Source organism: Tolypothrix sp. FACHB-123 (assembly GCF_014697075.1).
Lineage (GTDB): Bacteria > Cyanobacteriota > Cyanobacteriia > Cyanobacteriales > Nostocaceae > Aulosira.
Genome location: NZ_JACJRE010000111.1, coordinates 1 through 9,669, shown reverse-complemented (window position 1 = coordinate 9,669; position 9,669 = coordinate 1). Strand labels below are relative to the sequence as shown.

The window sequence follows — 9,669 nt, the reverse complement described above, 5'->3', positions numbered from 1 at the left end:
GAGAACGGATCATGGATGATCAAAATCAATCATGGATTGAAACACATATATTTAATTAAACGTCAACCCTAATTGTGCCAGTTTAAGGTGCGTTTGCCCTGGGGGTAAATAGGGGCGCATTGACAAGGGGATGTAATGGGTGTATTGATTGCTGTACAAGCTTTTATAAAGCCAAAAGCATTTTTTCTTGGTCGTGCCAGTCAGTGAAATTTTTATTACTACCGCTATAAAGACTATCTAATAGCAGGAGTAATATTAAAAAAAAGTAGCCCAGCCAGCCAAACGTTTGGTAAATCGGCTCACACATTTCTGTGAGATGTCTGTGATTTGGGCGTGAGCCTCGGAGAGAACATAAGGTTTTGGGTTCATCACATGGTTTTTTTCATTTATGCCTCACTTTATAAGCAGAATAGCTATATAATAAGAGTTTTTGTTATTGCTTGCCTTGCAGTTGTCTTTGTGGTACGTAGGTATGGACGATACTCAGCAACTAATAGCTATCCAAGAAGAACTGAAGCGAATTGGAGAGCGGCTGAGAAAGATTTTTCCGACAACGCATCCGCAATTTGACAGTGTATTTGAAGACTTGGGCGCAGCTGGATATTACATTCGGGAAGCTGGTTATCGTTTGGAATCAGTTCTTCTGACTGTTCAAGGTGATAGCGCAGCTTCTTCTCCTGACCCAGAGACGGGAGAAAGTGAAATTGAGTAAATTTCGGTGGGCAGACAACTAAGTACAGCTATCAGCAGGTTAGCCCTAACTTGCGGGGTACATTCGTGTAAAACTCGCTCCATTGCTCTATTACCAATGGTTTTGGCAACTAGCGCTACCTCGTCTAATAAGCCGTCTGGGGATAATTCTGGTTGTTGGCACAACATGGGGAAGTATTCACTGGCAAGCCACTGTTCGTCTTCCTCCAATTCTGAAAAATTTTTATTACTATCGCTATGAAGACAATCTAATAGCAGTAGTAATATTTTTTTAAACCTCGCCCAACCGCCCCAGACTTTGGTAAATCGGCTCACCCAGGCTTGGGAGATATCAGCGATTTTGGCAATTACAGTTTGGGTAATTTTCTGCTTTGATTGCCAAAGTTGGGTAAAAGCGTTGACGATCGCAATTCCTGTTTGTTGAGAAGCAGTACCAGCTTCCGGGCATAATTGGCAGGCATCAATGCTTTGTAATTTAACATTGGGGAGATGGTCAGCTAGGAAACTCAGGTCATAGTCAGCACAGAAGTAGAAAGTCAGCTGTTCGGTGGGGCGACGGTGAGAACGCAAGCGCCCAATTTCTTGGATGATTTCTGCTTGCACCAATTCGGTGAGACACTTTTGGAAGGTGCTGTTTGTGCCTACGAGGTTGACTGGTTTTCCTGTCATTACCTGAAGTTGTGCTGCCAAAACACCAATATTTTGGTAGGGAATGCCAAAGCTGGCTAGAGCGTCAGCATCACTAAACCGATTAACACCACGACCATCAACAAAGTGACCGTATTCTCGGCGGTCAGTGGCAGTATCAGCGATCGCCTTCCAATCAATAATGCCAAGTTGGGAGTGCAGCTTTGTCAAAGCTTCTTTGAGGGCATTTACACGGGCTATAAGGGACGGAGAACGATATTTAGGCAGTTTTCCTAGGCCAGTGACGTTAATGACCGATAAATTGGCATAATCGGGGCGCTGTTGCTCAATTACTAATACGGGATCAGAGCAATCTAGTTTTAATTTCAACAGGCTGGTGGTGAGTGTAGCATCGAGAAAAATATTAAATTGGGCAGAGTTGACTAGTTCAATATGCTTGGGGTTTTTCCGGTAAATGCTCAATACACCCCAGGAACAGCTAAAAGCACCTTCACCTTTCCAGGCTTCTAAGAAATCAGGTAGCCAATATAAGGGCAAGTCTAGAAATTCTCTGCCAGCGTTACGGGCGCTGTCTTTGGTAATTTGTTTGGCAGCGTAACGGGCGGCGGCACTTTTTTTGAGTTGCTTGTCGTTATTAACATCGATAGTGTCTAAGTCTTCTAGGAATTTTAAATCAGGTTCTAAAGCCTGTCGGAAAGCTTCAATATCTAAATCAGAGGGGAAGGGGGGCAGCATTGACCGGATACTAGCATCATTAAAGCCGTAGCGGTCGGGAGAATCGATGTCTTGGGTGAATAGCGGGTGTAAGGCTTGGATAACTGGCTGGAGTTGAACTAGCAGTGATGGTGCGTTGAGTGCCAGTTGACCAACGGTTTTTTCAAAATCATCTTGATTGACATCAAGGGAACGCACTGGTTTGATCAGTGTGCCTGCTTCTTCCCAAATACGACCCACAGTAAAAGCTTGGTCGGCAACGTTAATTAAATCAGTGGGGGTAGAATCGGGGTGCGCTCTCAGTTCTCTAAAGTGGTGAATTGTTGTGCGTTTTTGGAAGCGGAAGCCGTAACCATCGCCACTGGCGAAACGGCATTGGTTTTTCAGGGTACAGCCATTACAGATGGGGCTAATGTCGCTTTCTTCAAAATCTAAGCTGGTAAAGTTTTTGTTACGAAATGCGTTGAATAAATAAGTTCTGTGACAATTTCCAACAGTGTCGGCAGTTTCACCTGGTTTAATCCAGAGTTGGAAGTTTTCGCCTAAAGGGGTTTGGCGGGTAGGGTCAAGTTTAAAGCCGTTATGTCGCACTGGCAGGTCTACAAAGTTGGTTTCGATGGGCAGTGTGGAGGGGTTGCGGTGGTTGGCATCTTGGTAAATTAATTTATCAATGCCAAATTGGGCGGCGGTTAGCATACCAGCGCGGTAGCTTTTGCCCAAGCCAGGGTGTGACTTGTCTAGAATTAGCTTCCATCCTTTAGAAACTGCCTCAAGCCAAGCTTGGATATGTTGGTCTGGGGTACATTGGATTCTAATATCGGCTACATCGTCGGTTTTAACTGGGATATTACCTGGTTTGTAGTTGATAATTTGGTGTGAGCTACCCTCAACTTTAGGCAGTGTCGCTGCTGGTTGATTACTCAACCCTTTGCCAAACTTCTTAAATATGGGTTGAAAGGGAGCTACGGTCTGCGTGATTAAATTTTGGAAGCTAACCAAATCAGCTTTAATCTGCTTTATTTCCCATTCAGCGCGGGTGATAACACGCTTGTCTGCGAAAAATGATTGAGGTTCACGGATGATGGCTTCTGGAACTGTTACGCCAGCGTCCCTTGCTAATTCTTCAACAATTTCTGCAAAGTCGTGGCCCTTGGGTGTACCATGACCGCCGCATAATTTCCAACGGTACTGAACAGCAGTGCCACCCTCACCTGTTGCTTTGTCTTGCCAAGCCCAGTTATGACCATCCCACCAAACATGGAATGATGTACCGCTAGCAGATTGTCGCCAAGGTGGACAACCTTTGATCGTCTTGCCGTACTGTCTAAAGTTGTGTCCTTCCCAGCAGTAAATTTGCTCTGCGGAAAGCCGGGGTAAAACCTCAAATTCTAGAAAGTCAATAAGATTGGTGCTATTTTCTTTTATCGTGCCTTGCTGGCGCATTTGAGACCATTTGACAGCACGTTCTTGACGCTCTTGCTCTTTGTGCTGTTCTTGTGTGGCAAATTTGATCAGCAATTCGCACAACCAGCTAGGGGCGATCGCAACTTCTGTTGTCTCTGGTGAATTAATCCACTGATAGCTGCCCGTTGTCGGGTGTCGGCTAGGTGGCAGGCAAGATTGAGAGCGATTGTATCTAAATTCCAGTAACTCAGTTGGCTTGCCCTCAGCATCACGGGCAGTTTGTAAATTCTCCCACTCAGTTAAAACTGCTCTGTTAAAGTCTTTCAGCAGTGCCCTAACTTCATTGGGAATTTGGAATAGCAGCTGATAACGCCCTGGCTTGCCAGAAGTCCAAGAAACAGTTTTAGGTAAGTTACCGCCACAGATTGCATTGAGCAATGGTTCAGCAGTGCTGCCATCAACGTCAATCGCCAGCTTCCCATCTGATGCCTCACCCGTTCGCAGTCCAAAACCTGACCAATAAGCAGTGTAGGGATTGCCTTTTTTGCTAATCTTCTTTTCACCGTGCAAGATTAGCCTTGCAATCTCACTATGGGGGATAAATTCTTCTGTCTGCCAGTTTTCGCGCCGTGGAGATTTATCTTGAAGGGGTGTCAGTGACCAATTTTTAGGGATATCTCTTAAGCCGTTGGCGATATCCTTGGCGTTGGGGACGCGGCTAAATGGTTTCCAATCTTCTGTTTTAGTGCGGGTAAGGGTAGCCAATGTGTTCATTTAACTTCCCTCCCTGTTACGGCGTTCGTCATTTGTCACTCCTCTTGAGAAGCCGCTCATCAGCCATTACCCCTTGTGCTGGTCACTCTAGGATGGGTGCTATGGGATTTTGGTTTGAGGGCAGCTGAAAGTTTTCAGTAGCAAAAAAGTTTTTGATATTTTTGGACACCAGGAAATAATGCCAGATTTGCCAAAACCACTCGGCAAAACTGATCTAATTAATCTAATTAATCAGGGCTGTTTTAAGAGGCTACAACCCTTATGCAGCAAGGATTTCAAAAATGGATTGTCCGGGGATTCTAGAGTTTTCGTCCGGGGATTCTAGAGTTTTCGTCCGGGGATTCTAGAGCCTTTGTTTTAAAAGCCAAAGCTTTACAGGGCAAAGCTTTGAAGCCAATTTTCCGAATTATTTTTTTTAAAACAAGAATGCAACAGAAAACCAGCCATCCACAGCCGGATCGCCAACTCTTAGTTGAGAAATGCAGAGTAATAATACTTAGTCTTGGATATCTAAAAGCGTTTGGAGCTGGGCGGCAAGTTGTGGATTAAAGGTGCGCTCACCCCGTTCAATTAGGGAAATCATGTTTTGAGATACGCCGAGAAAACCAGCCAATTTGGATTGAGACCAGCCTTTTGCAATACGTGCTTCTTTAACTTGACTGCTAGTCAAGCTGATTTGTGGTTCTGGTAAGGGCGTGGCTTTGGGCTGTAACTTCTCTACTTTGGGTTTAACTTTCGACTGTAATCGTTCAACTGTGAGTTTGGCCTTGGATGCTATAAGTTCTGGAATAGGGGTTGGGGGTTTGATGGTGAGTTTTGCATCCAACAGCTTATCAAGGTAGCCTTTAGGTTTCTTATCCTTGAAGTCTGGTCTTAGTTCTTCGGGGTAAGTTTTGGGGTCAAATGTAATCTGCCAGCCCAGTTTAAGTAGTAGCTTTATGGCACTATCCCAGTGCTTTTTTAAGTCATAAGCTCGGCGGCGATCTAACCTAGCTCTATCTATGATCGGTTTGGCAAATGCAATTTCTAATAGCTCCTGTACTTTGTAATTTCCATCAAGGCGAATTCGACTATCTAATGTTAGATATATAGCCAGTCTTAGTGCGAGTTCATCATGGTAGGGATCTATTTTCAAAACTTGTTGGGCTAAGTAGCCAAACTGATATAAAGCATCCCTGGATTTTGCGCCTGCTCTGTTTAAAAAATGTTTAGTCCAAGCACCTGGTTGAATAATTAACTGAACTTCATCAGGCTCATCTATTTTTCCTTGTAAATTTATCTGACCATAAGGGACAACTGTAATATTCCACATTCGCCCTACAGGGGTACTAGCATTTATTCCACCTTTTTTGTTCCTCCCTTCTACCCATACTGCTTTAACTAATAAACAATCTAATGCGAAAGCAGTTTTGGCTATTTCTGAGAGTTTTTTATGTTTGGCTAAATCAGTACGCTGATCCCAACCCATATCTTTTATCAAGTCACTGGCATTGAGAATAAATAAGCTTTCCCACGGTCTTTCCTGTTTCATTGCATAGGCAGCAAAGATTAGGTGCAGCTTGGCACTGTTAAACCCAAATTTATCAATGATTTGTAGTGCTTCATCCCAAGGAAGCATGGAAATATCACCGGGGTTGGCAATATAATGCTCAATGAAGTTTTGAGAATCACCCTTAGCTCTATGTTGTAAGTAGGCTATTCCATCTTCATTTTGCTTCCACAATTCTTTTTTGATTTGAGAGTCAATGCTGGAAAACATAACTGCTGCGGTTGGAATAGCTTCAAAGTCTTGAGACTTAAATAATTTTGTCTGCCTAACTTTGATTGAATTATTGGAGGCGGAATCATCTGTAGTTTCAAGAGAAGTTTCATTCTCTTGAATACTATTTTTACATTTCTTCGTTCGGGATTTATTAGCTTGCGGTTCTAATTCTTCTTCGACATTCTTCAAAGAATTATTGTCTGCTTTGGTAATATTGAGCGAATTTATTACAGGAACTTCTTTAAAGGACTGTAATAAATGATTACGTAAGGCTTTGAGGAATTGTTCTTGGTTAGGAAATAAAGTTGAATCAATTTCTATGATTAATTTACTAAGGTCAATGTTTTCCTGACCTTCTTGATTAATCAAGTTGAGATTTACGATTAATGGAAGTTGCGAATTTAAATCATTTGCTGCCATAAGACACTCTCATCGAATGGAATTTAGCTGCTAGGGCTGCATGGGCAACAGCAGGCGGATTTTCTGATTGATCTATCAGTTAGCCGCCATCTAACATCAGCAAGCAAAAGTATTCTCTGCCATTTATATGTGTCACCTATTTCAAGCTGATCGCTTTATTAATGGCAGGGATGGCAGGCTTAATTACTGTTTGTATTCATTTGTCCTTCTTGTCTTTACTAGATGATGAGGGAATCCTCCCTTGTGTCTCAGCTTCTTCTATAGCTTTTTCAACTAGGTACGCTACAAGGTTGGCAACGGGACGACCTTGGTCATCAGCCCATCGCTCTAATGCGTCAAAAACCTTATCAGGTAAAGTTACGTGAACTCTTTTACTCACTGCATCTAACATATACATTTGCCTTCTATCGTACTTTTTTAGGACTGATTTCTAGCTAATTGGTGCAAGTTTTCTCATAACTTGCAAAAAAATGCGCTAATTTGTAGCTGATATGTGATATTGTAATAGACAAGACGCTATAAGTCTGCAAATTTTTGATAAGACCAAAAACAACCCAATTGCGTCGAATCTTATTTTTTGGCATGGGCATCTGATTGCAACCATGCTCACAGTTATGTCTGCAAATGATTTCAGTCATTCTTAAGGACTCCAAATATGACTCAAGCGCGAGTTGTGATTAGGGGCGCGGCCCTAGAAATGGGCGAACATCTTTTGAAAACTACGAAATTAGCAAGTTTAACAGAGCTAATTAACGTGATGTTTTCTAGGTACGGTAGGCATTTGGAAGCTACTTGGGAAGTTTTGCCAGCCTTTGATGTAGATGAATGCGCTCTTTTAGCAAAATCAGTATCCAAAGTAGTTACGCCAATATCTGTACCAGCAGCAGATTGTACTTTTGATGAACAATCAACCACCGATAGAAACAATCAACGAACTAACTGTTGAGAAAGTAATGCTTAATCAAAATCAAACAAGAAGGTTAGAAGCAATAGCACGCTGGCTGAGAGAAATCCGAGATTCAGCCGAATTCAAGCAATTGGAATACTCTCCAGATGTAACACTAGCCGATGCAATCCAAGCAGTGGGCGAACTACTACACTCCCATTGAGCAATGCAAAGACAATTCGGGGCGAACCCATAGGGGTAAATGAGAAAGTGTCAGTAAGTCGCAAAATCTGAAGCGTCCTGTTATTGCATGGTTATTTGCGACAAATCTTAGTTGTGAAAGGTTGTCCAATTTTAAAAATCCAAGGTTATTGATAGCCGTCAGACTCAGAACTATGTCAAATACCTGGAATCAGACTCAGGGCTATATCAAATACCTTGGCATAACCGGATGTCTAGTTAATTTTTGACCAACTTAATTAATAGTTCGGAGGTCATGTGCCAACAAAAGTGTATTCAGCTAAATATCGCCAGATGAAACAGATTTATGAGCGGAAGATGGGTAAACAAGTTTCAGATATCACTTGGTATCGAGTAGTAGCTTTTCTCAAACAGCGTTTTAGCTTAAATGTAGAGTCAAGGAACGCTCAAGAAATAGTTGAGATGTTTGCAGGACTAAGGCGGCGCTACGGGGCGCTAACTCCAGCTAGCAAAGGATTTAATGAGCGTTGGCAAGTTTTTAAGCATTTCTATGAGTTAGACGCTAGTTATAACGGCAAGAGCTTTTTAGTTGCGCTGGCAGATTATCTAAAAATTAACCTTGACGACGTACCGCGCAGCACTCGTTACTACTGGTTTAGTCAAGCGGGACTATCTTTTAACGCCTTTCATACTTACCACAGTAAGGATTTAGCGCTGGTTGGGTTCGTTGCTGCTAAGTGGGCAATCAACAAGAGATCGCAGCCCATGAAATCCGCTATCCCTGAAGTTTTAGTACTAGCCAAATAAAGGGTCATTATCATGTCTAACAAGTTCACTAACAATGTGCGTACTCGTTTATACAAGCAAGGTTATCAAGGATTCACAAAGGACGATTACACAGAAGCGGCGATCGCCTCCGAGTGTGATGACCTTGATAATCCCAGCAAAGACCAATTGAGCCAAGCTGTTGAATATCTCAGAGAAAAAGCAGTCGGTCGATTATCAGTAATTGATGAACCCGTTGAAGAAACATTTTTAGCCAGTACAGAAGATGCACAGCCTGAGCCTGATAAAAGTCAAATTGTGCTGAGTGAGCAACAAAAACAAGCACTGGTTACAGAAATTGCAGAGGGTGCAGGGATTGAGTTAAAAGCGGCGGATGTGAAACAGATTACAGTGTCCATCGCTTCTACCTTTGCATCCAGAAAAGATTTAAACGAGGCGATTTTTAATGCACTCGTCCACTTTGCAAAGGAATTCAAGAATCAGGAAGTAGCAAAAATCCGGCGCAAAGCTGACGAAATCAGGCGAACGCTGGCGGAGATGGACGATGCAGCAGGAAGTGAACTGACGCAGATTAAACAAGCGATGGAGGCCACCGCCCTGGACTACAAAAGCCAGTTTGCAGACCTCGCGTTATCTTTCGCCGGAATCATCGATTAAGCAGACAGGTTCGCTCACTTACAGGCATTTGTTAATTGGGCTGGTGGGGATACCGTTGATCATCGCGCTGGCGGTTCCCCTCGCTCAATGGTTTATCAAAGAATGTTGCTCATACAGGAGTTACAAACGTGAAGCACATCAAGAATATGGTCGGCAAGCACGGTAAAAAGCTCACGGCAAGGGCGCAAAAGCTGGGGATCACTGATAGCTTAATCATGGGCTGTATTAATGGTGATGATGCAGCGCTGGCTAAAGTAGGGGAAATGGGTAACGAGGGCGATCGCATTTTAACCATCATGCCCTACATCACAGATAACCTCAGTGCGTTCATCAAGGGTACTGAGGAGTACAACAAAGGACTAGCTGAAATTTACAAGCAAGCTGGCGCGTCTGGTATTGCCATTGATAAAGCCAGTGCTGATTTAACGGTAGCCAATCTCAAGTATGGTCATGAACGCTCAGAAATCGGATTGAAACTGGCAAGCGATCGCACGCTAGAAAATCAGCGCTACAGAGAAAGCATTGACCTAATTAAGCTCAAAGCCTACATTGACTACCACATGAGCCAAGTTGATAATCTAGCGGCTTCTAAATCGCAGTTAGCCCAGGGCAAACGCATCTTAATTTAAAGTGAAGGCAAATAATGCACTGGTAGATGAGTCAGTTCAATGATTTTCAGGATGAATACATTGATTGTTGAGCGAAT

At 43.0% G+C, this 9,669-nt stretch carries 9 protein-coding genes; 6 read left to right on the top strand and 3 right to left on the bottom strand.

What is annotated here, in order from left to right; genetic code table 11:
• Positions 1-472: 472 nt before the first annotated feature.
• Positions 473-712, top strand: a complete 240-nt coding sequence (locus H6G41_RS33390) for a hypothetical protein (RefSeq protein WP_206756968.1) — start codon at positions 473-475, stop codon at positions 710-712.
• Here the strand turns inward: H6G41_RS33390 and H6G41_RS34755 are convergent.
• From H6G41_RS34755 to H6G41_RS33375, 3 genes are all read right to left on the bottom strand, one after another.
• Positions 652-4,251 (bottom strand): bifunctional DNA primase/polymerase, encoded by a 3,600-nt coding sequence (locus H6G41_RS34755; RefSeq protein WP_199316463.1) that lies wholly within the window; start codon positions 4,249-4,251, stop codon positions 652-654. The two genes, H6G41_RS33390 and H6G41_RS34755, sit on opposite strands and share 61 nt — an antisense overlap.
• A gap of 496 nt (positions 4,252-4,747) precedes the next feature.
• Positions 4,748-6,433, bottom strand: a complete 1,686-nt coding sequence (locus H6G41_RS33380; RefSeq protein WP_190752601.1) for a helix-turn-helix domain-containing protein — start codon at positions 6,431-6,433, stop codon at positions 4,748-4,750.
• 196 nt (positions 6,434-6,629) lie between these two features.
• Positions 6,630-6,824, bottom strand: coding sequence for a hypothetical protein (locus H6G41_RS33375; RefSeq protein WP_199316462.1), 195 nt, complete (start codon positions 6,822-6,824; stop codon positions 6,630-6,632).
• Between the two features lie 264 nt (positions 6,825-7,088).
• Here H6G41_RS33375 and H6G41_RS33370 point away from each other — a divergent pair, with 264 nt between their 5' ends.
• From H6G41_RS33370 to H6G41_RS33350, 5 genes are all read left to right on the top strand, one after another.
• Complete coding sequence (locus H6G41_RS33370) at positions 7,089-7,379, top strand: hypothetical protein (RefSeq protein WP_190752599.1); 291 nt, start codon at positions 7,089-7,091, stop codon at positions 7,377-7,379.
• Positions 7,333-7,542 carry a hypothetical protein gene (locus H6G41_RS33365; protein ID WP_190752597.1) on the top strand — a complete coding sequence of 70 codons (210 nt, stop codon included), beginning with the start codon at positions 7,333-7,335 and terminating at the stop codon, positions 7,540-7,542. Before H6G41_RS33370 ends, H6G41_RS33365 begins: the two co-directional genes overlap by 47 nt.
• A gap of 275 nt (positions 7,543-7,817) precedes the next feature.
• The gene (locus H6G41_RS33360) at positions 7,818-8,327 is read left to right on the top strand and encodes a hypothetical protein (RefSeq protein ID WP_190752595.1); all 510 of its coding nucleotides are present in this window, start codon (positions 7,818-7,820) and stop codon (positions 8,325-8,327) included.
• 12 nt (positions 8,328-8,339) lie between these two features.
• Positions 8,340-8,963 (top strand): hypothetical protein, encoded by a 624-nt coding sequence (locus H6G41_RS33355; RefSeq protein ID WP_190752593.1) that lies wholly within the window; start codon positions 8,340-8,342, stop codon positions 8,961-8,963.
• A 128-nt stretch (positions 8,964-9,091) separates the two neighbouring features.
• Positions 9,092-9,592: a hypothetical protein gene (locus H6G41_RS33350; RefSeq protein WP_190752592.1), complete on the top strand. Its 501-nt coding sequence runs from the start codon at positions 9,092-9,094 to the stop codon at positions 9,590-9,592.
• The last annotated feature ends 77 nt before the right edge of the window (positions 9,593-9,669 follow it).

Bases quoted from the DNA above. Each gene is read 5' to 3' on its own strand.
- H6G41_RS33365 (WP_190752597.1), top strand. From the start codon at position 7,333: ATGAACAATCAACCACCGATAGAAACAATCAACGAACTAACTGTTGAG.
- H6G41_RS33390 (WP_206756968.1), top strand. From the start codon at position 473: ATGGACGATACTCAGCAACTAATAGCTATCCAAGAAGAACTGAAGCGA.
- H6G41_RS34755 (WP_199316463.1), bottom strand. From the start codon at position 4,251: ATGAACACATTGGCTACCCTTACCCGCACTAAAACAGAAGATTGGAAA.
- H6G41_RS33375 (WP_199316462.1), bottom strand. From the start codon at position 6,824: ATGTTAGATGCAGTGAGTAAAAGAGTTCACGTAACTTTACCTGATAAG.
- H6G41_RS33355 (WP_190752593.1), top strand. From the start codon at position 8,340: ATGTCTAACAAGTTCACTAACAATGTGCGTACTCGTTTATACAAGCAA.
- H6G41_RS33370 (WP_190752599.1), top strand. From the start codon at position 7,089: ATGACTCAAGCGCGAGTTGTGATTAGGGGCGCGGCCCTAGAAATGGGC.
- H6G41_RS33380 (WP_190752601.1), bottom strand. From the start codon at position 6,433: ATGGCAGCAAATGATTTAAATTCGCAACTTCCATTAATCGTAAATCTC.